At 42.1% G+C, this 21,232-nt stretch carries 21 protein-coding genes; 9 read left to right on the forward strand and 12 right to left on the reverse strand.

Features of this window, described 5'->3' with window-relative positions; all coding sequences use genetic code 11:
• Nucleotides 1-68: 68 nt before the first annotated feature.
• The 8 genes from Q8M62_RS07590 to Q8M62_RS07625 form a co-directional block, all read right to left on the reverse strand.
• A complete protein-coding gene (locus tag Q8M62_RS07590) occupies nt 69-797 on the reverse strand; it encodes a 16S rRNA (uracil(1498)-N(3))-methyltransferase (protein ID WP_370690557.1) in 729 nt (242 codons plus the stop codon).
• Between the two features lie 58 nt (nt 798-855).
• A complete protein-coding gene (locus Q8M62_RS07595) occupies nt 856-2,691 on the reverse strand; it encodes a DEAD/DEAH box helicase (RefSeq protein WP_304900988.1) in 1,836 nt (611 codons plus the stop codon).
• A 256-nt stretch (nt 2,692-2,947) separates the two neighbouring features.
• A complete protein-coding gene (locus Q8M62_RS07600) occupies nt 2,948-3,277 on the reverse strand; it encodes a type II toxin-antitoxin system PemK/MazF family toxin (protein WP_304900987.1) in 330 nt (109 codons plus the stop codon).
• A 287-nt stretch (nt 3,278-3,564) separates the two neighbouring features.
• Nucleotides 3,565-4,356 (reverse strand): queuosine precursor transporter, encoded by a 792-nt coding sequence (locus tag Q8M62_RS07605; protein WP_304900986.1) that lies wholly within the window; start codon nt 4,354-4,356, stop codon nt 3,565-3,567.
• Nucleotides 4,357-4,359: 3 nt separating this feature from the next.
• Nucleotides 4,360-5,283, reverse strand: coding sequence for a ribonuclease Z (locus Q8M62_RS07610; protein ID WP_304900985.1), 924 nt, complete (start codon nt 5,281-5,283; stop codon nt 4,360-4,362).
• Entirely contained in the window at nt 5,280-5,657 is a 378-nt protein-coding gene (locus Q8M62_RS07615; protein ID WP_092732533.1) for an STAS domain-containing protein, read from the reverse strand. The genes Q8M62_RS07610 and Q8M62_RS07615 overlap by 4 nt, the downstream gene beginning before the upstream one ends.
• 125 nt (nt 5,658-5,782) lie before the next feature.
• Nucleotides 5,783-6,724 (reverse strand): phosphoribosylaminoimidazolesuccinocarboxamide synthase, encoded by a 942-nt coding sequence (locus tag Q8M62_RS07620; protein WP_304900984.1) that lies wholly within the window; start codon nt 6,722-6,724, stop codon nt 5,783-5,785.
• 58 nt (nt 6,725-6,782) lie between these two features.
• Nucleotides 6,783-7,892 carry a toxin-antitoxin system YwqK family antitoxin gene (locus tag Q8M62_RS07625; protein WP_304900983.1) on the reverse strand — a complete coding sequence of 370 codons (1,110 nt, stop codon included), beginning with the start codon at nt 7,890-7,892 and terminating at the stop codon, nt 6,783-6,785.
• Between the two features lie 156 nt (nt 7,893-8,048).
• Between Q8M62_RS07625 and Q8M62_RS07630 the strand changes: the two genes are divergently transcribed.
• Nucleotides 8,049-9,047, forward strand: a complete 999-nt coding sequence (locus Q8M62_RS07630; protein ID WP_304900982.1) for an FAD:protein FMN transferase — start codon at nt 8,049-8,051, stop codon at nt 9,045-9,047.
• 131 nt (nt 9,048-9,178) lie between these two features.
• On the opposite strand, the gene Q8M62_RS07635 is transcribed toward Q8M62_RS07630, so the two are convergent.
• The 4 genes from Q8M62_RS07635 to Q8M62_RS07650 form a co-directional block, all read right to left on the reverse strand.
• Nucleotides 9,179-10,360 carry an acetyl-CoA C-acyltransferase gene (locus tag Q8M62_RS07635; RefSeq protein ID WP_304900981.1) on the reverse strand — a complete coding sequence of 394 codons (1,182 nt, stop codon included), beginning with the start codon at nt 10,358-10,360 and terminating at the stop codon, nt 9,179-9,181.
• Between the two features lie 312 nt (nt 10,361-10,672).
• Nucleotides 10,673-11,281 (reverse strand): hypothetical protein, encoded by a 609-nt coding sequence (locus Q8M62_RS07640; protein WP_304900980.1) that lies wholly within the window; start codon nt 11,279-11,281, stop codon nt 10,673-10,675.
• Complete coding sequence (locus Q8M62_RS07645; RefSeq protein WP_304900979.1) at nt 11,271-11,915, reverse strand: hypothetical protein; 645 nt, start codon at nt 11,913-11,915, stop codon at nt 11,271-11,273. Before Q8M62_RS07645 ends, Q8M62_RS07640 begins: the two co-directional genes overlap by 11 nt.
• The gene (locus tag Q8M62_RS07650; RefSeq protein WP_304900978.1) at nt 11,915-12,880 is read right to left on the reverse strand and encodes a VWA domain-containing protein; all 966 of its coding nucleotides are present in this window, start codon (nt 12,878-12,880) and stop codon (nt 11,915-11,917) included. Before Q8M62_RS07650 ends, Q8M62_RS07645 begins: the two co-directional genes overlap by 1 nt.
• 142 nt (nt 12,881-13,022) lie before the next feature.
• Here Q8M62_RS07650 and Q8M62_RS07655 point away from each other — a divergent pair, with 142 nt between their 5' ends.
• The 8 genes from Q8M62_RS07655 (at nt 13,023) to Q8M62_RS07690 (ending at nt 21,042) form a co-directional block, all read left to right on the forward strand.
• Nucleotides 13,023-15,413 carry a TonB-dependent receptor gene (locus Q8M62_RS07655; RefSeq protein ID WP_304900977.1) on the forward strand — a complete coding sequence of 797 codons (2,391 nt, stop codon included), beginning with the start codon at nt 13,023-13,025 and terminating at the stop codon, nt 15,411-15,413.
• Nucleotides 15,414-15,516: 103 nt separating this feature from the next.
• Entirely contained in the window at nt 15,517-16,353 is an 837-nt protein-coding gene (locus Q8M62_RS07660; protein ID WP_304900976.1) for a DUF4249 domain-containing protein, read from the forward strand.
• Nucleotides 16,354-16,495: 142 nt separating this feature from the next.
• The gene (locus tag Q8M62_RS07665) at nt 16,496-16,834 is read left to right on the forward strand and encodes a helix-turn-helix transcriptional regulator (protein ID WP_304900975.1); all 339 of its coding nucleotides are present in this window, start codon (nt 16,496-16,498) and stop codon (nt 16,832-16,834) included.
• Nucleotides 16,835-16,880: 46 nt separating this feature from the next.
• The gene (locus Q8M62_RS07670; protein ID WP_304900974.1) at nt 16,881-17,351 is read left to right on the forward strand and encodes a DUF6428 family protein; all 471 of its coding nucleotides are present in this window, start codon (nt 16,881-16,883) and stop codon (nt 17,349-17,351) included.
• A gap of 18 nt (nt 17,352-17,369) precedes the next feature.
• Complete coding sequence (locus Q8M62_RS07675) at nt 17,370-17,993, forward strand: protein-tyrosine-phosphatase (RefSeq protein WP_304900973.1); 624 nt, start codon at nt 17,370-17,372, stop codon at nt 17,991-17,993.
• Entirely contained in the window at nt 17,990-19,039 is a 1,050-nt protein-coding gene (arsB, locus tag Q8M62_RS07680) for an ACR3 family arsenite efflux transporter (RefSeq protein ID WP_304900972.1), read from the forward strand. Before Q8M62_RS07675 ends, arsB begins: the two co-directional genes overlap by 4 nt.
• A gap of 240 nt (nt 19,040-19,279) precedes the next feature.
• A complete protein-coding gene (locus Q8M62_RS07685; RefSeq protein WP_304900971.1) occupies nt 19,280-19,651 on the forward strand; it encodes a BlaI/MecI/CopY family transcriptional regulator in 372 nt (123 codons plus the stop codon).
• A complete protein-coding gene (locus tag Q8M62_RS07690) occupies nt 19,651-21,042 on the forward strand; it encodes a M56 family metallopeptidase (protein WP_304900970.1) in 1,392 nt (463 codons plus the stop codon). The genes Q8M62_RS07685 and Q8M62_RS07690 overlap by 1 nt, the downstream gene beginning before the upstream one ends.
• Nucleotides 21,043-21,232 lie beyond the last annotated feature (190 nt).

The following is a 21,232-nucleotide window of genomic DNA, read 5'->3' on the forward strand; positions in this document are numbered from 1 at the left end:
ATTCAATTTAAAAATTTGCTCGGGTACTTCAAGGAATACTTCATGCGAATACTTCGAAAACGCAAAAATTAGCGATTTAGTACCTGTAACATTTGGATAGATACCAAACCGGCGGTTTCAGTTCGAAGTCGGCTTTTCCCCAAAGAAACAGGCAGAAAGCCTGATTCAATTGCTTCTTTGATTTCTTTTGGGTCAAAATCTCCCTCAGGGCCAATCAAAATCAGGTATTTTCCTTCAGGTACAGCCACATCAAAGAGATGACTTTCATGGTCCTGATCCACATAAGCTATGAATTTCTGAAATCCCTCAAACTCCTGGGTCTTGAATAGCGCTGTCAATTTTTTGGTCTGATTCAATACAGGGATCCGGTATTTTAGACTTTGTTTGCAAGCTGAAATTATTTTTTTGTTCAGCCGATCTGTTTTTAAAAAGCCGCGCTCAGAATTCATGGTTTCTAAAAGTGTCAGTTCATGAAATCCGATTTCGGTAATTTTTTCCACCATCCATTCCATTCTGTCAGGACTTTTAGTTGGGGCAATAGCCAAGTGAATGTGAAATTTATCTTCAGGAATTTCAGAAGAATTCAAGACTTTGAGATTGGTTTTTTTCGGATTTGCTTCCAAAATCTCGCAGTCAAAAACCATCCCTTTCCCATTGGTCAGTCTGATTTGGTCGCCTTGTTTTTTTCGAAGCACTTTGACTAAATGCCTTGATTCCTCCTCGTCGAGATGGGTGAGTGGTGATTCTATTTTGTCTTGGAAAAAAAGCTGCATGTTGTAACTGAGGGGGAGAGACACAAAAAAAGCACATTTCCCTAAAGAAATGTGCCTTTAAACCAAATTAACCAATAATAATTTATCCTTTTGAGATTTCCATGCTTACGGTCTTGCCTTTGATCGTGTTGTTCTTCATCACTTTGATCACGTGCTCCGCATCTTTCTGAGGAACATCCACAAAGGAGAAGTTGTCAAAGATGTCGATGCCACCGATGCTTTTGCCCGGTACGCCGGTTTCACCTGCGATAGCACCTACGATATCATTTGGACGGATTCTGTCTTTGTTACCTAAGTTCAGAAACAGACGAGTCATATTCGCATCACGTGTTCTTTCTTCTCTTGGAGCAAATCTTCTTTCTCCGTCTCTCGGTGCGCTTTCTCTTGCTCCACCTTCTCTACGGTCACCGAATCTTTCTCTGCGCTCTCCACCTCTTTCGAAGCGACCCCCGCTTTCTCTTTCACCTCTTCCAAAACGATCAGAACCGCTTCTTTCTCCACGTCCGAAACGATCACCACCACGTCCGCCATCACGACCTCCGTCTCTTGATCCTTCTCTTCTGCGATCTCCACCACCGTAGGTATCGATTCCGAAATCCTGCTCTTTCAATTCTTTCACGGTTTCACCCATGTTCATCTTGATCAAGCCCAATGCAATCTGTTCGATGGTCAAACCTTCAGCTAGCATCTGTCCGATAGTCGCTTCGAAAAGCTGATTATCTTCCTCAACTGCCAATACTCTATATACATCCTTCACCAATTGTGCTTTTTTCAGCTCAACTAGCTCCGTTACAGAAGGAGGAGTCATTTTATTGATGGTAGCCTTTGTGAAACGCTCCAAATCTCTGAGTTTCATTGTTTCTCTTCGACCTGTGATAAACGTAATCGCGGTACCTGACTTACCGGCACGACCTGTACGGCCAATTCTGTGTACGTAATATTCCTCGTCCAATGGAAGATCGTAATTGAATACTGCTTCTACATTGTCCACGTCAATACCACGGGCAGCCACGTCTGTTGCTACCAATACTGAGCAAAGTCCCTTACGGAATTTACCCATTACTTTATCGCGTTGTGCCTGTGAAAGGTCACCGTGAAGTGCTTCGGCCAAGATGCCTCTGGCACCCAAGCTTTCAGTCACCTCATCCGTCATTCGCTTGGTGTTACAGAACACTACGCTTAGTGCGTAATTGTTGATGTTCATCAAGCGAGTCATCAATTCCATTTTCAAAGAAGGCTTTACTTCATAGTAAACCTGCTCGATTTTAGAAACAGTCAGCTCGTTTTTAGCGACTTTGATGATTTCAGGATTAGTTTGGTATTTTCTTGTCAAATCCAAGATTGGCTTAGCCATCGTTGCCGAGAAGAAGACGGTTTGTCTTTCCGCAGGCATTTCCGATAGGATCGCCTCGATGTCATCTCTGAAGCCCATGTCCAACATTTCGTCAGCCTCATCCAATACGATGATTCCGATGCTGTCAAGCTTTAGAGTTCCTCTGTTGATGTGGTCTTGCACACGTCCAGGAGTACCTACTACGATCTGAACTCCTTTTCTGAGGACCCTGATTTGTCTATCAATAGATTCTCCACCGTATATCGCAACAGAATTGATGCCTCTATGATACTTGGATAATTTTTGGATTTCTCCTTCTACCTGAACCGCGAGTTCGCGAGTAGGGCAAAGGATGATTGCCTGTGGCTTGTTCAATTCGGAATCGACAAGGTCGATGATTGGAATTGCAAAAGCAGCAGTTTTACCGGTTCCGGTTTGAGCCTGACCGATAAGATCGCGTCCTTCCAATACGAAAGGAATAGCCTGTAATTGAATTGGGGAAGGGGTTGTATAACCCATTTCTTCCACTGCCCGCAAGATTTCTACCGAAATCCCCAGGTCTGAGAATTGTGTTGTGATTTCCATGAATGTTTTCCTTACTTTTTCTTGCCATGTTATCCTAAATCCCAGACAAGCGACAGTAAGGAATCACGGCACGAAAAATAGACTTTGTCAAAATTGACGATGCAAAAGTAGGATCATTAATCCGGAATTCCAACCCTGTTCCAAAAGTTTTTAGAATATTCTTAATAATTGAAGTACTAAAAACGAAATAAATTTGGTTTCAATCGATTTCGGAAGTCAGTATGGTGGTTTTGTTCTGCCTAAAATAAAATTATCTCTAAGAAATTAAAGCAATAACTGCATCAACAACCTTTTTTCTCATCGATAAAGTGATCTGTCCAACTTTATAAAGAATAATTGATTGGTCTGCTGTAAAAAGTCTATTTGGCCGAATATTACTTGATTTGAATAATTCACCTTCAATTATTTCTGATTCCGGCAATTCTAAAGCCCAACTGTCCTTCGTGGTTTTTGATGTAATTTGACTTAGTGAATAATCTCCATTTTCTACGTAAGCAAGGACTAATGCAGGTCTTCGTTTGGAAGAGCTTAGGTCAGAAAACGGAAAGTTAACGGCAACTATATCGCCTTTTACAAATCTTTCCATGCTTGTTCCTCCTCCTGGGACAACCAATCTTTTAATAGCGATTCCTCTGAAAGCAAATAAGTTTCTGTAGGTTCATTTACCTCATGCTTTGAAAGTTCAGATTCTAAAAAAGAATGAATTTTTTTTTTGTCTTTTCTGGAGAGCTTTTTTAGAGATTCAAGCAAATCCTCATATGAAATATTTAATGCGAGAGTCTTCATAAGGCTAATTTAAACTTATCCTTTTAAAAATCTGATTTTTATGATTTCAATGAAAGATGAACGCTTGCAATCTTCCAATCTTCCAATTTATAAAAACGACCGATCCATACTTGCCTCCTTAGCCATATTTTCCGCCAATTCCTTTCCCAAATACCGATCTATCAATCCGTGTCCTACATACAGGAGTGGGGTCAAAAGAATGGCAACCGTAAACTTGTAAAAATAATTAATCAATCCCACGGCTATGATCTGACTGATGCTCCAATTGCCGAAAACATAAAATGCAATCCCCAGTACTACGAAGGAATCAAAAAACTGTGACACCAAAGTCGAACCTGTTGCCCGAAGCCAAATCATCTTAGGTCCCGTCACTGCCCGAAGCTTTTGAAAAACAAATACATCGATCAATTGCCCCAACAGGAATGCAGTTAAGGAGCCTATGATGATTCCCAAGCCCTGACGGAAAATGGTGTTAAACGCATAATTGATGTCAAATCCCTCTCCTGTTGGAGTTTGAGAATTGACATCTAACCAAAAGTCTGCCGGTACCAAAACAGTGACAATGCTGATCACCACGAAAACATAAGCAATTAATCCTGCTGTGATAAAACTGATTTTCCGAACTCCTTTTTTTCCAAAATATTCATTGATGATATCCGTAGTGATAAACACAACCGGCCAGATGACAGCACCTGCCGTAAGATTAAAATCCAGCACATGCTCCCCGAAAAAGGTCCAGTTTACAGGCTCGAAACCCAGGGTTTTTTCACCTGAAAAAATCTTTACTCCGATAATTTCTGCCAAAATCGCATTGGTGAGAAAAATCGATCCGAGGATGATAAATAGGTTAGTCTTTCGACTTTGCTGCAATAAATTCATAACTCAAGGCAAAATAGGGTATGTTATTCCTTCCTCACTCAACTCTGATTGGATAAATACGGTTTTTGCTTCATTTAGCATTTCTTCTAAATTAATATAGCGAGAGGAAAAATGACCTAAAAGCAATGTTTTTGCTTTTAGTAGATTTGCGATCTCCGCTGCCTGTTTTGCAGTACTGTGAAAGGTGACCTTGGCACGTTCTGCATCAAGCTCCATGAAAGTGGATTCATGGTAAAGCAAAGTTGGGCTGTCGATGTAGTTGGCGAGTTTTGGTTCAAAACAAGTGTCGGAACAGAAGGCATAACTTCGCAGGGGGGGAAGGGGATGGGTGTAATCTTTGAGCGAATAAAGATTCCCCTTTTCATCCAAAAAATCTTTTCCGGTTCTGAGATTTTGTATTGCTGCAAGAGGGATTTTTTTCTCCTGAAGCTTTTCTTTTAGGAGGTTCCGAAGCCCTTCTTTTTCCCGAATCAAAAAACCTGTTGTTGGTAGACGATGTGTCAACGGGAAACTGTGAACTGTAAATCTGGGATGGTCTAGTAGAAGATTTAACCCATCAGAATTGGTTTCAACAAAGTGGAGCGGATAGGAAAGTCTAGTATTACTCCAACGAAATTGGGTGGTGATAATTTCGTCCAAGCCTTTGGGCCCGAAGATGGTAAGTGCCTTGGTTCTCTTGGATAGGTTATAACTGGACAAAATACCCATCAAACCCAAGTAATGATCTCCGTGTAAATGGGAGATGAAAATGTGTGAAATTTTGGAAGATTTTACTTTGAACTTCCGCATTTGAATCTGTGTGCCTTCGCCACAATCCAGCAATAAACACTCCTGCCCAAATCGTATGACTTGGGCAGTGTGATTTCTTCCATGTACTGGGATGGAAGAAGTGTTACCTAAAATGGTGACTTCAAATTCTGGGATCAAGCCTCTTCTTCGTCTTCTCCTCCCTCAATTTCATGCATGAAAATGGCCTCTCCGGCTTCCTCTAATGTATTGACCAAGTTAAGTTTCTTGTCCAGCATGGAGATTTTAAGAAGCTTCATTACGTGATCCTGAACGCCTGAAATAACGAAAATGCCACCATTTCTACCGAACTCTCGGTCTCCTACGAGCAATGCACTCAAACCGCTGGAATCCACATATTTCACCTGACTCATATCCAATACAATATTGGTATGACCTTCAGCATGAATTGTCAGCAATTCTGATTTTAATTTTGGAGCCAGTAGCGAATCAATTTTTTCTTCCAATGGAGAAAGTACAACGTACTGCTCTTTTTTATCGATAGTATATTTCATCTGTTTATAATTTGATTTTTATTGGTCTCATGGAATCTCATATCCTTATGAAGATTCTTTTTAAAGCTTGCCACATGCCTGCCTATGGCAGATAGGCTTGTTTTTATAAGTTTTACACTTTGTATTTATTGCCCCAAATGAGCCATAATTGCTTTTTCTATTCTGGATTCGATGTTTTTTACGTCTGCTTTTACGAATTTTTCGCCGGTGATCTGTTCGAAAAGCTCAATATAACGATCCGAGATGCTTTCTACAATTTCGTCCGACATTTCCGGAACGCTTTGTCCCTCTTTTCCCTGAAATCCATTTGCGATCAGCCACTGTCGGACAAATTCCTTAGACAATTGCTTTTGTGGAATTCCGTTTTTCTGATTTTCAGCATAGCCTTCCGCATAGAAATATCTTGAGGAATCGGGTGTGTGAATTTCGTCAATTAAAAGGATATCTTCTCCAAATTTCCCAAACTCATATTTAGTGTCCACTAAGATCAGTCCTTTGGCTTGGGCCATCTCCTGACCGCGTTGGAACAGTGCACGGGTGTATTTTTCCAAAATTAGGTAATCAGCCTCGCTAACGATGCCTTTGGCCAGAATATCTTCTCTGGAAATATCCTCATCATGTCCTTCCGAGGCTTTTGTGGTTGGGGTGATGATGGGTTCCGGAAATGGATCATTTTCGCGCAATCCCTCTGCCATCGCAACGCCACAAAGTATTCGCTTTCCTGCTTTATATTCTCTGGCGGCATGTCCGGCTAGATATCCTCTGATGACCATTTCCACTTTGAAAGGCTCGCAACGCTTGCCAATCGTGACACTTGGATCAGGAGTGGCAGTCACCCAATTTGGCACGATGTCGGAAGTGGCTTTTAGGAATCCTGCCGCAATCTGATTCAGAACCTGACCCTTGAAAGGAATTGGTCTTGGAAGAACTACATCGAATGCAGAGATCCGGTCAGATGCCACTACAACCAATTCCTTATCGAAGATGTAGACATCCCGAACTTTTCCTTTGTAAAAACCTATTTGACCGGGGAAATTGAAATGGGTTTCCTTGATGGCGTTGCTCATTTGAAAATCGTTTCGGCAAAAATAGAAAAATGGCTTTCCACCGCCTTAATCTTGGGTTTTATTTATTGATTTTATTTCCCTTTTCCCAAAGTTCAGTTTCGACCAACTGACCTGATTCGTCAAAAAGTGTCCGAATTCCATTGAGTCTTCCTTTCGTGTAGTTTCTGATTTCCAATAGACTGCCATTTTCTCTATAAATCTTTACTTCGCCTTCTTCAAGATCATTCAAGAATCGAACAGTAGAAAAAACGTTATCATTTGGATAGAAATTTTCTTCTAAAATTTTATAACCCTGATTATTGTAAGTAGTCCTTTGTCTTACCACTCCATTGGGATGAAAATATAAGATGGGCTGAACAGGAATTCCTTTCTGGTAAACAGCCTTCATTCTGATCGTACCGTCCTGATAAAATTCCGTCATGGCACCTTCCGGTGAACCGTTTTTATAGGTACCCCTTCGCTCGGGCTTGCCATCAGCATAGTTTAATTCATAGGCACCGGTCAATTCGCCAAAGCGGAACTCACGGCTAGCTTTCACCTTTCCGTTGGGAAAGTATTGGACTTCCTTTCCATTGATCACCCCGCGTGCATAATTGGTACTGAATACCAATTGCCCGTTTTCATCAAATTCCTCATAGGGTCCATCAAATTGACCAGCTTGAAAATTGATTTTGGTTTTAGTTTTTCCATTGGGAAAAAATGATTCCGACAGTCCGTTCGGTTTATTGTTTCTAAAGGTTGTTTGGTCTCTGATTTTGCCGTCTTCATAATAGGAGGTGACCATCCCCTCGAGTTGATTATTGACGAAGGTGGATTCCTGGCTTAGAATGCCCCCGGGAAAGTAGCTTAGCGCTTGTCCTTCCCTGAGGTTATTTTTAAAATTAACAATCCGAAGTGTATCTCCTGTATCAGAATCAAGGTCATAAAAAGGACCGTTTCGCTGATCATTTTTGAGATTTCCGATGAGAATTAGCTTTCCGTTTGGGTCAAAAAGCCGGACTTGACCTTCTGCTTTTCCATTGATTTTGGTCAGAATCTCTTTGATGTGAAGCGACTCTTCATCATAATAAGTCCGTATTGTGTCCTGAGCAAAGCTGAATGAAAAGGGTCCTAAGATTAAAAGAATTATTGCAGGAAGAAAATGGGCTTTGCTTGCTATTCGTTTCATATTATAAGGATTCGAAAGGTTAAAGATCGGAATCCAATCTCAGGATTTATTACTTCTGGGGAAATTAACGGTGAAGGAATTCAATTTGACTATTTTTGAGCAAAATATCTATTCTAACAGAGAGAGGGAATGCTCTTTCAACCCAACCCTTTGATTATGCGATTCTCACTTAGCTATTTACTGATTGCGTTTGCTTTTATTACCTCCTGCGGAGAAAAGGAAAAATCCTTCAAAACCTATGAAGGAGAAATATTTGGAACCTATTACCGAATTCAGCTGGCAGACCTAGGCAAGGACCTTCAGCCTGAGTTCGATTCGGTTTTTGCTTTGATTAATAAAGCCTCAAATTCCTACGTTCAGGACTCGGAGATTTCAGATTTTAACCGAAGCGGTGAATTGCGCAATCCCTCATTTACATTCAGAGATATGTTGGATTCTACGGCAAAGTACCATCGGATGTCGGAAGGATATTTTGAGCCGACACTTTATCCTTTGTTGAAATCATGGGGCTTTTCTTTCGAACAACGGGAGGCAATGGATTCGCTCAAAGTCAGCGCATTGATTAATGTGATTGGTTTCGAAAAGATGATTTTGGCGACTGACTCAGGTTATTTTTCAGCCAAAACTGGCGTGATGCTGGACATCACAGGTCTGGGTGAAGGCTATGCCATCGATAAGTTAGTTGAAGTGGTAGAGAAAAATCAGATTTCGGATTACATGGTCGAAATCGGCGGCGAAATGAAAGCCAAAGGCCAAAATTCAAGAGGTACGACCTGGACCATCGGAATCGAAGATCCTGCCCAGGCCGAAATGGGCGTGACCAGTTCGATGCTGACCAAGGTAGAACTGGACAATCGATCGATCAGCAGTTCGGGGAATTACCGCAAGTTTTACATTGACGAAGCAGGAAACAGGAGACCACATATTCTCGATCCGAAAACCGGATTTCCGGTCAGTCATTCGATGGTTTCCGTGTCAGTACTGGCCCCTTCAGCCACGCAGGCAGATGCGCTAGCTACGGCATTTATGGCAATGGGCCCTGAAAAAGCTAAAGTTTTGGCAGAAAATCTTCCCGGTGTGGAAGCCATGTTTGTGATCGGTGGAAAGGAAAAGTTGGATATGGAGTTTACGAGTGGATTTCCTATTATGAAGTGATGTGTAGGTAGTCTCTAGAGCCAGTCGCAGTTTTCTGTGTCTAAACAGAAAACTTTGAAACTCTGCTTAAACTCAAAAAGCCTTCATTTCTCTGAAAATGAAGGCTTTTTTGAATCAGGGATATTGAATTATTACATCTTCTCAATTACAATCGCCGAAGCTCCGCCGCCACCGTTGCAAATGCCGGCCACACCGATTGTTCCGCCTTTTTGGTGTAGGACTGAGTTGAGTGTGGTGATGATTCTAGCACCGGAAGCTCCAAGCGGATGTCCAAGGGAGACTGCCCCTCCAAAGACATTGATCTTATCGTTGTCCAAGTTTAATTCCCGCTGATTGGCAATCGCAACAGCTGCAAAAGCTTCATTGATTTCATAGTAGGAAACCTCCCCAGCTGAAACGCCTGCATGTTTCAATGCTTTTGGAATTGCCAAGGCTGGTGCTGTTGTAAACCAAAGCGGATCAGTGGCTGCATCCGCAAACCCTCGGATTTTTGCCAAAGGTTTCAACCCCAATTCTTCGGCTTTTTCCTTGCTAACCAAAACCAAAGCTGATGCACCATCATTCATGGTGGATGCATTGGCGGCAGTCACGGTTCCGTTTTTGTCAAAAACCGGTTTTAAAGAAGGGATTTTGTCAAACATCACATTGCGGAATTCTTCATCTTCGTCGATCAGGATTGTTTCTCCTTTTCTCCCGAGCATTTCCACAGGAACGATTTCGTCTTTAAACATGCCCTTTTCCCAAGCCTCAGCCGAACGCTTGTAGGACTGGATGGCGTAGGCGTCCTGTTGCTCCCGCGTAATGTTCATTTCCTTGGCGGTATTTTCAGCACAGTTTCCCATCGGGAACTTGTAATAAACTTCAAACAGTCCGTCTTTCACCAGCCCGTCGACCATTTCTGCATTTCCGTATTTGTAACCAAAACGGGCCTTTGGAATGTAGTAGGGGACATTGGACATGCTTTCCATGCCACCGGCCACGACTACATCATTGATGCCAAGCATAATGGATTGGGCAGCAAGCATTACAGCTTTCATTCCTGAGGCGCACACTTTATTGATGGTGGTGCAAGGGACATTGTAGCCAATACCTGCACCGATAGCGGCTTGTCGTGCTGGAGCTTGACCGAGGTTTGCAGAAATCACATTTCCCATGAATACTTCATTCACTGCTTCTGATGAAACACCGGATTTTGCGATTGCACCTTTGATTGCAATACTTCCTAGCTCGATGGCAGTCATGGAGGACAACTTCCCTCCAAAGCTCCCAAGGGGAGTTCGGACAGCTGAGACGATGTATACTTCTTTGCTCATGTTTATTTGGGTTTAAATATTGTTGGATGTTAGATGACTGATATGTTCAACTGTCCAGCGGGATTACTTCATTATTCAATATTCAGCATTCGATGTTCGATATTTTGTATTGACCAATTTCGGATGACCGACTTCCTATGTGGTCACCTTAGGAGCAAGAATATTTCAATATTTTGTTCGATTTTTTTAAAACAAAAAATAGATTCCTGACCTACTCCTTACTTTTAACTACTTACATTAATTCTAATCAAACTGGCTTTGACTCCGCTCAGCCTCACACCAAACATCGGTCTCGGACACCGGACTTTTATTTTACCAATCCGGCAGTCCTCTTTTAGGTCTTTGAGTCGGTTTTTTCTTAGTATCCTGAATATACCGAAGTTCGGCAGCATTGAGTGATTCGAGGATCTGGGCGGCTTGTTCTGGAGATAGGTTCATGCTTTTAAGCTTTTCACGCATTTCTTCCATTCGTTTTTGTCTGTCAGCAAGATTGGCATCCATTTGATCATTTGCGTTTTCACCGGGCTCATCACTTTTCTGAGAAGGGTCTTTGCCTTTTTGACCTTCTTTGGCTTTATCCTCTTCAGACTGCTCTCCGTCTTTTTCTTCAGATTGATTATCTCCTTTTTCGCCCTCGCTTTTCTGACTTTGGTTTTGATCGTTTTGTTGCTTTTGATCTTGCGGGTTTTCCTGTTTTTCGTTCTCCTGCTCTTTCTCAAGCTTTTCTTTCAGCGCTTTCAGTTTGGCGTCGTCTGGAAATTTACCTAAACCATCATTCACTTCTTTTAAAGCTGCTTCCTTTTCCGTTTTGACATAGGATCGCGCTGCCCGATTAAAGAAATCACCGGCAGTTTGTGCCAAGATTTCCCCAGTGGAAAAATGGATAAATACTATTACGAATACGATTAATTTACTTCTCATCGATTTCTACTACCTCCTGAAGTGTGGTTATAAAATCCTGATAGGCAGCCACAGTTGTGTCCTGCGCCAATGCTTCCTGCATAACCTTTAAAGCGTCATTGAAGCGGAATTGTTCCACCAATCGATCTGCCTCTGCTTTCTTTCGCTTTGCAAATTCTGATGGTTCAGGTTTATTTTTATCTTGATTTTTACGCTCTTCGTCTCGCTTAAGCCATCTGGAAAGCATTTCGTAGTTGTATCGGGCTTGCTCGTTAGTCGGATCTTTGATTAAGGCTGACTGGAATTTGCTGAGCGCAGCTTGGTATTCTTTTTTGTTACCTGCGATTGCCCCACTTTGATTGAAAGCAAATGAAACCAACATCTTTTTGGGGCTCTGAGTAGCCTGATCGTACCAGGTTTGGGCTTCATCGACTTTTTCAGCATACTGATGACTCAATCCCAAATCAAAACTTAATTCAGCGGATTTGTACTCGAAGTCATTGATCAAGATCAAGTGATTTGCCACTGACTCTTCGTACTTGGCTTCGGCATAACTTCGTTCCGCTACCTTGATTGCGGTGTTGAGCCGAGTTACATAAGTCCAAGAACTTGGGATGATCAAGAAGACTGTTAAAATCCATTTGCTCCAGCTCATCAGAGTTTGATCGTTTTGATGGGTAGTATCATGTCTAATAGCGCAAGTGCCAAAGCACCCAGAAGAAAGTAAAAATACTTGTTTGAGCTGGCTTCGACCATTCGGGTATTTGCTACTCCGCCTTCAAGGCGGTCAATTGTCGAAATCAGATCTCCGAGTTGTTGAGACTCATCCGAAATTTCAAAATATTCCCCGGAAGTCTCTGAAGCTGCCAAGCGCAAAGACTGGGATTCAAGTTTGGTAATAGCGGGAGTCCCTGTTTTTGGATCAATTACAAACCCATTTCCTCTTGGGATCTGACTTCCTTTTTGAGTTCCAATTCCAAGTGAGAATACTTTTATATTGTTATCTGAAAGATCCGAAATTACGCCATCAAGGTCATCACCGAAATTTTCCCCATCTGAAATCAAAATAATTGATTTGGCTTTTACTTCCTGGCTTTCATCTTTCAGAAATCTGTCAAGGGCCATCTTCAAAGGTGCCACCAAGTCCGTTCCTGCATTTGGCACCAAGCCTGTATTCAATCCATCAATGTATAGCTGAATGACCGCCTGATCAAATGTCAAGGGACATTGCAAAAAAGCTTCAGAACTGAAAATAATCAAACCGATCCGGTCTGAGGGGAAACTTTTGATCAGATTTTTCAACTCGAATTTGATTCGTTGAAGGCGGCTTGGTCCGATATCAGTGGCATTCATCGACTGTGAAAGATCCACCGCGATGAAAATATCTTTGCCCTCTTCTTTTACTTCTTTGAAAGAATTACCTATCGAAGGACCTGCAAATGCAATCAAAAACAGGATGAAATACGCGGTGCGAATGGTCAGTTTGGTAAATAGCCGCTGCTTCTCCACTTTCAGCCTTCGATTGATGGACCAAAAGCGAGATAGATAAATAAAGTATAGAAGTACAAAGACTCCTGCCAGTACTAGGGTGAGTCTGATGTCAGGATATGCCCATATCATGGCCTGAAATTAGGAAATAAACCTTACTTTAAAAGTCCGGTTTTTGGTTAACGCTGCCAGTCAATGAAACTTTTGGCAGAATTAACAAACATTAATTTTCTCAGTTCGTTCGCCTAGCATATTCTGTTTCAATCCCTGCCGTATGTCCCTTTTCAGAGTTCTGACCCTGTTTTTTCTGACAAGCATCTGCTATCAGACTTATTCTCAGGACCAAAGAATGATTTCGGGGCAAGTTTTGGATGTTGGTACTTCTGAGCCACTCATCGGTGCAAGCGTGTATTGGGAGGGGAAAAGTAATGAAGGAGTCATTACGGATTTGGAAGGGAAGTTTGAATTAACACTGGTTTCCCTTCCAAGTAAATTGGTGATTTCTTATGTCGGTTTTGCACGTTCGGTCCGGATAATCAATCCCAAAGACGCGGAAAAGCTCATTCGTTTTTTTCTAAAACCCGAAGAAATGTCCCTGGATGAGATCATCATTCAGGAGCGTAAACCGGACGAGCAGCTGAAAAACATGGAGATGGGAAAGGCCACCGTACCGATTGAAACGATAAAAAATATACCGGCGCTGTTTGGTGAGGTGGATTTGCTACGAAGCCTTCAGCTTCTACCCGGGGTACAAACTGCAGGAGAAGGGACTACAGGGCTTTTTGTCAGAGGGGGATCAGCTGATCAAAACTTGGTACAACTAGACGGAGCTCCGGTCTATAATCCCTCACATTTTTTTGGAATATTTTCGGTTTTTAACCCCGACGGACTGAAAAGTGTCGATTTATATAAAGGAAATATGCCAGCTTCATTTGGTGGACGAGCTGCTTCTTTGATCGATGTCACTCTGCGGGAAGGAAATAATCAGCAAATCCGGGGCGAAGGGGGAATAGGGAGTATCTCTTCCAGATTGACGGTAGATGGACCGCTTTTTGGTAAAAATTCGAGCTTCATTCTCAGTGGTAGACGTACTTACGCAGACCTTTTTCTTCGGCTTGCATCCGATGAGAATATCAGAAACAACAAACTTAATTTCCATGATTTGAGTGGAAAGTTGTCCTTTATTTTGGGAGAAAAAGACAAAATTTCCATTTCCAGTTACCAAGGCAGCGATTTTTTAGGTTTGGATGAGGCTTTTGGTTTAGGGTGGACCAATTGGGTGAGCGCATTGAATTGGAATAGGGTAAGTTCAGAAAAGTTCTTTTTTGATCTTCAAGCCTATCATTCCCGATATAGCTATAGTGTGGAATTTGATGATCTGGAAAACGGATTTGAATGGACCAACCAATTATCTGAATCCGGAATAAAAGCCATTTGGACCGCCTTGCCTCATTCAAGACTGCAAGTGAATTGGGGGCTTCATTCTCAGTACTATCATTTTTCACCGGTTGATCTTGATCCCGCACCGGAAAGTGCGATAGAGCCTATTGCCACCAACCCAAAAAACGGGCTTTTGAATAACTTGTTTATCAGTGCCAATTATGAGCTTTCTCCCAAGCTGAGTGTGGAGGGGGGATTGAGGTGGGGCCTTTTCAATCAAGTGGGCAAGGGTGTAGATTACCTGTATGAAGCCGGGAAACCCGCGCCGGAGGCCAAAATAATTGATTCCCTAAACTTTGGCAGATTTGAAAACATGCAATTTTATCAGGGGCTTGAACCTCGCCTTGCTTTTCGCTACCGAATCACTGACTATTTCACTGTCAAAACAGCCTACAACCGAAACTTCCAATACATTCAAATTGCTTCAAACAGCTCAGCTGGATTGCCGATTGACCGATGGATTTTGTCAGGAAGGTATATTGAACCCGTAAAAAGTGATCAGATCTCCCTTGGCCTGTTTCATAATATTAACCAAAATCGTTGGGAGCTATCGGTCGAAGGATATTATAAAAATCTTGAAAATGTCATCGATTTGAGAAATGGTGCGCAGGTTCTATTTACCGACAAAGTGGAAACAGAATTGTTGTCAGGAGAAGGATGGGCCTATGGAACGGAGTTTTTACTTCGAAAAAACATCGGTAAAACTACCGGTTGGCTGGCTTACACCTGGTCCCGAACTTGGAGAAGGATAGAAGGAGTGAGTCAAAACAAAGCATACAATCCACGATTTGATCGGCCAAATGATGTGACTTTGGTGTTGAATCATGAGTTCTCTCCAAGTTGGTCTGCAGGGTTGGTTTTTGTGTACACGACCGGTCAGGCGGTATCTTATCCTGTTGGGTCCTACCAAGTAGATAATCAGTCAGTCCCGCTGTATTCTGAATTTCGAAATTTAGATCGGTTTCCGGATTACCATCGGGTGGATGCCTCAGTTACTTGGAAAAATGCCGATAAAGGGCGGAAGTGGCGGGGCAGTTGGAACTTCAGTATTTATAATCTTTATGGTCGAAAAAATCCTTTTGCGTATGAATTCAGGCAGATTTATAATAATGACATCAATTTCAATCCAAATACAGACGGTGAAATCACTTCATCCCGACCGGGAGTGGTGATGACTTACCTATTTACCTTTCTGCCATCCATTACCTATAATTTCCAATTCTGATGAACTCGAATAAGCTGCAGGCGCCGTATAGCAAAATGAATAGTTGCGAATCGAGATTTATCCCGTTGGCATTAGGAATAACTTTCAAAAAAAATATACATCCATGAAAAGGCTAACGGGAATAGTTATCGCTGTTTTGTTTTGGTCATGTCAGGAGGAAGTGATTTTGGACCTAGGCACCAAATCAGAGTTGGTTCCTACAATTGAAGCCTATTGGACAGATCAGGGGATCTTCAATGAGGTGAAAATGACCCTTTCCAAGGATTATTATGACTCCACTAAAGTGGAGGTGATTTCGGATGCTGAAGTTTTTGTAACCATCCCTGGAACTGAAAAAGTGATACCCTTTGTATTCCTTGGCGGTACCAAATCTTACAGGCCAAGGAATCCTTTGGAAAAGGCCGTCGTGGGTGAAACCTATCAGTTGCATATAAGATGGAGAGAAAACATTTACCGGGCCGAAGGAGTGATGCTCGAACCACCAAAAGTCGATAGCGTCACTTGGAGGTTTGAGGAAAAGCGCCCTTTCCGCGATGAAGGCTTTTACGTCAAAGTATTCGGGAAAATTCCTTTTAAGGAAAATAATAATTACAGGATCAGAGTCATAGAAAACGATACCCTTAAAAATCAGCGTGGGGATTATTTACTTTTTGACGACACCTTTGGCTTAGGTTTTTTTGAAAAAGGACTAGAATTAGGATATACGTTTAAAGAGAAAGACCGAGTCAGATTAGAGCTTTTTAGGCTCAACAGGGATGCCTATGACTACTTGAATCAACTTGTCAATCTGTTATTTAATGATGGTGGACTTTTTAGTCCTCCTCCTCAAAACCCAAAAACCAATATCCGGGTGATGTCTGGAAAGCCTGAAGTTTTGGGTTATTTCGTGGTTTCTCCGGTTTTGACCCGGACAATTCTGATTCAGGCGAAATACGATTAAGAATGGAAGACAGAAGACCGGAGATAAAAATTGTCTGAAGTTCAAACCTCAGGTTGGAAATAATTCCTGGGAAAAAAAATAAAAATTACCTCCTTCAAATTCGTTTGGCAAATTCTTTTTATCGTAATATTGCAATGTAATCATGGGAATCACAAAGACAGATTTATTCACTGCCGAACAAAATGAGTTGGCGCTCATTGCCAAAGCCTTTGCTCACCCTGCTCGAATTGCTATTCTGCAGTATTTGGCCAAAACCAAAAGCTGCATCAATGGCACTTTGGTACAGGAGCTTGGGCTCGCTCAGGCGACAATTTCCCAGCATCTGCGGGAGCTGAAGGAAATAGGTTTGATCAAAGGTTCAATTGAAGGGGTTTCGATCAGCTACTGCATCAATTCTGAAAAGTGGGAGCTGGTACAGGGACTTTTCAACGGACTGTTTGATCAGTTGAATAATTCCTGTGAATCCAATAATTGCTGCTAAAAAAATTTGAATTCATCCATCGTAATATTGCAATAAACTAAGTATCATGAAACTCTCAGAAATCAAATCTCAGCTTCCTCAATTGAGTCAATTGACGTTCCTTCTGCCGGACGGCACCCCTGTTCCTGCTCATTTTCACATCACCGAAGTGGGACAGATCAATAAGCGGTTTATTGACTGCGGCGGAACTCTGCGCGACGAGAAATCCGTCAATTTCCAGCTTTGGGAAGACGGAGACTACGATCATCGGTTGGGCGCAAAAAAGTTACTCGACATTATTCAGCTTTCTGAGCGTGTGCTAGGCTTGGAAGATTTAGAAGTAGAGGTTGAATACCAAGGGGACACTATTGGTAAATACGGTCTGGAATTTAGCGGAGGAGTTTTTACCCTAACCAATAAAATGACAGACTGCCTTGCCAAAGACAAGTGTGGTATTCCTGCCCAAAAACCGAAAGTTAGATTATCGACTCTCTCTGCTTCAGAATCTTCTTGTACACCCGGTTCAGGTTGCTGTTAAAAATCCCATTGGGTACTTATGCAAAACTCTTTTTATCCGGCATTGGAGGAAACTATTTCCTCCCTGCCGACTTCTCAAATCCCTGCAGAGCGAATGCCTGTAATCGAGTCCATGGTGGATTATATTTTGGGTAAAATCAAAGCAAAGGAAGCGGTCCGATTAAATTTCATCTGTACCCACAACAGTCGCAGGAGCCAGTTTTCTCAAATCTGGAGTCAAACAGCCGCAGACTATTTCGGGATCGAGGCGCAGTGTTATTCCGGTGGGGTAGAAGTGACCGCATTCAATGAACGTGCAGTGGCAGCAATCCGGCGCGACGGATTCAAGTTAGTTCAAAAGGGAGAGGCTAATCCCGTTTATTTTGTTTTTCATGGAGAGGAATCCGAGCCCATCGTCACTTTTTCAAAAGTCTATGATGATCCGATCAATCCGACCACGGGTTTTGCAGCAGTGATGACCTGTGATCATGCGGATGAGAATTGTCCATTTATTCCGGGAACAGAGAAACGTATTCCATTGCGTTTTGAAGATCCCAAGGCATTTGACGGGACAGATTTGGAGGAGAAAATGTACACCGAACGTTCCCATCAGATAGGAGCGGAGCTGTTTTTGATCTTCCAAAAAGTGAAGGAAAGGCTATGACAGTTGCTAAAAAGAAACTGGGATTTCTGGACCAATACCTGACGCTTTGGATTTTTTTGGCCATGGCTATTGGAGTTGGGTTGGGATATTTTTTCCCACAGTCCAGCAATGTAATCGATTCGATGAGTTCGGGAACGACCAATATTCCCATCGCGATTGGCTTGATTCTGATGATGTATCCGCCTTTGGCAAAAGTGGATTATAGACTGCTTCCGAAGGTCTTCAAAAATGTCAAAATTTTGAGCATTTCTCTGATCCTAAACTGGATTGTCGGGCCGATTCTAATGTTCGTTCTGGCGATTACGTTCCTGAGTGATTATCCGGAATATATGGTTGGGTTGATCCTGATTGGCTTGGCCAGATGCATTGCGATGGTTTTGGTATGGAATGATCTGGCTGAGGGAAGTTCGGAATACGGTGCTGGACTGGTAGCACTCAACAGCATCTTCCAGGTTTTTGGCTATAGCTTTTATGCTTGGCTGTTCATTACGGTTCTGCCTCCTTATTTCGGATTTGAAGGGGCTATTGTGAATATTTCGATTGGGGTTATTGCCGAAAGTGTGGCGATTTACCTTGGAATTCCATTTCTCGCGGGATTGCTGAGTCGACTGATTTTACCAAAGTTGAAAAGTGAAGAGTGGTATACAACCGTCTTTTTGCCTAAAATCGGCCCAATTACGCTGATTGCTTTGCTATTCACGATACTGGTTATGTTTTCCCTAAAAGGAGAGTTGATCGTGACCATTCCCATGGATGTAGTCAGGATAGCTATCCCACTAGTGATTTATTTTCTGATCATGTTTGTCCTGGGATTCTTTTTTAGCAAAGCCATGGGAGCCCCTTATGATCAAAATGCGGCGGTTTCCTTCACTGCTGCCGGAAACAACTTCGAGTTGGCAATAGCTGTGGCGATAGCAGTCTTTGGATTGAGTTCGGGACAGGCTTTTGCGGGAGTGATCGGTCCTTTGGTAGAAGTACCGGCTTTGATCCTCTTGGTCAGAGTGGCATACAGCTGGAAAAAAAAGTACTATCCCAAGGGCGCATAGGAATTTGTTTTAAGATCAGATCAAGCTCTTTTGCTGAGAATAGGACTTGGTCTGATTTGTCATTTTAGGCTGTAATGCCATCCAAGGCTTTTTAGATCCGTGAAGGAAGTCTGATTTTTTTTAAAAAAAAATTCAGGTAAAATCCTGCTCAAAACGCTTCAAATTGAAATTGTAAAACCTAAGTCGTAGAAATACGAAAAAAACGTAGGAAAATATATTCCTCTTTTTTACCTTTCAATTATGGAAGAACTTAACCAAAACGAAGAACAGATCATGTCAATCTTCTGGAATCAGGGAGAATTGTTGATCAGAGATGTGTTGGATCAATTGTCAGATCCAAAGCCACCCTACACCACCTTAGCGTCTACGATTAAAAACATCGAACGAAAAGGTTATCTCACCCATCGGATGTACGGTACGGTAAATATTTACAAGCCAGCTGTCAATCAGGAAGATTACAGCAAAAAGAGCTTTAACAGATTGGTGACGCACTTTTTTGGTGGGTCAGTTGGTAATTTCCTGTCATTCATGGTCAAGGAAAAAAGCATTTCCGAAAAGGAAGTGAAAGAACTGAAGAAAATGATTGACAACATGGATAACACCAAGAAGTAATGAACGCGCTATTGATTTATCTGGTAGAAGTTTCCATTTGTCTGGGAATTTCCTTGGTAATCTATAGGGTGTTGCTGAGTGGATTGACCTTTTTCTCCTGGAATAGGTCAATCCTTCTTGGCCTTCTGATCCTGTCAGGGTTTATCCCTTTGCTTAGACTTGAGTTTTTTGATCTGGGGCCAGAAATTACAGAAATGACTTTGCCGGTCTTTCAGGTGGGAGATCAGGTCGCTGTAGTCGGGAGCCGCTGGTTTTCCTGGAGTCAACTATTGATTGGTGTTTATTTGGTAGGAGTAGTTTTTACGGCTGCCAGATTGATTTTTGGCTTTATGGTGTCCCAAAGACAAATCGGAAATGCCAAAAAAATCTACTACAACAAGCATTACATCGCAATCCATCCTGAGTTTGTACCCGCCTCATTTTTCGATTACATTCTGATGCCGGATTTTGATCCGGAGAACACTGAGCAAAAACAGATCATCCTCCATGAATCCATGCATGTCAGACTACGTCACAGCTGGGATTTGTTGTTGGTGAACTTCGCCAAAGTGTTCTTTTGGTTCAACCCGCTGATTTACCTTTTCGAGAATTCGCTTCGTGAGGTGCATGAATATCAGGCAGATCAGGGTGTTACATTTTCTTATGGTCCTAAGGAGTATGCCACACTTTTGCTGAAGCTGATCACAGCCAAGCCGGGCTGGCAGTTTATGAATAATTTCAATCAGTTTCAGACCAAGAAGCGGATCATAATGTTGGGAAAATCTCAATCTGCGCATTGGCAAAAACTTCGCTTTCTGACGCTTATACCTGTTATAGGCTTGCTGGTGTTGGTATTTTCCTGCGAAAGGCAAGACTTGGAACCTCAACTCTCTACTTTGATTGATTTCGATCAAGTGATAGAAGTTCCGGATGATGTTCAAAATCTGGAGGAATTGTCATTTGAAAATCCAGTTTATAAACCTTTAGTTGCTGATCAAATATTTGACGTAGTGGAGCAGCAGCCCAATCCTCCGGGGGGTATGAGCGGATGGAATCAGTATTTGGCTAAAAATCTTCAATATCCCTTTCAGGCTAGAAGAATGGGGATTGAGGGGACAGTAATCGTCGTATTTGTGATCAAAACTGATGGGTCTATCCATGATGTGGAAATTCTTCGGGGTATTGGAGGAGGGGCAGACGAAGAGGCAATGCGTGTTGTCCAAAATGCTCCTAGATGGGAGCCTGGAAGGCAAAGAGGGAAGCTAGTAAATACCCGAATGAGATTACCGATTCGGTTTAAATTGGCCTCCTCGACTAATTCGGCAAGTGAGACAGCAAAATTAACAGAGAAGAACATTCCGACTCAAGTAGTCCAATTGCAGGAAATTCAAGTGACTGCTTATCTTAATTAATTTCTTCCCTGGAAACAGCTGATGGAATCTGAATTCATTGGAAAACTCCCAACCGATTTTTGAAAATGTGCAAGAAAGACCTAAAACAAATAGTGAATATCATAAAATAAATAGGCGTTCTCTGATTAAACCAATTGTTTGCTTGAAAAAACTTTTCAGCAATCACTGAAAACTAACTTTAAACTAAACC

This window comes from Algoriphagus sp. (assembly GCF_030694375.1).
Classification (GTDB): domain Bacteria; phylum Bacteroidota; class Bacteroidia; order Cytophagales; family Cyclobacteriaceae; genus Algoriphagus.